The organism is Marinobacter sp. V032, from assembly GCF_052645435.1.
Window position 1 is genome coordinate 1 of the sequence record NZ_JBQXYE010000016.1, and the last position, 255, is coordinate 255.

The window sequence follows — 255 nt, forward strand, 5'->3', positions numbered from 1 at the left end:
CCGCTCTTTAAAAAGTTGACCAAGTAATTTGTGTGGGCGCTGACTGGGATATTTCGGCAAGAAATATTCAAGACAGCGACTCGTCAAAATTGAGTTTTGTCTTGAGCAAGATTTGCGATTCTATAATTGCTATATGATTTAAACTGAAGAGTTTGATCATGGCTCAGATTGAACGCTGGCGGCAGGCTTAACACATGCAAGTCGAGCGGTAACAGGGGTAGCTTGCTACCCGCTGACGAGCGGCGGACGGGTGAG

1 rRNA gene is annotated in these 255 nt (G+C 46.3%); it reads left to right on the plus strand.

The window, feature by feature from the left end:
- Nucleotides 1–140: 140 nt before the first annotated feature.
- A 16S ribosomal RNA gene (locus ACUN9X_RS18850) occupies nt 141–255 on the plus strand; the annotation flags it as partial.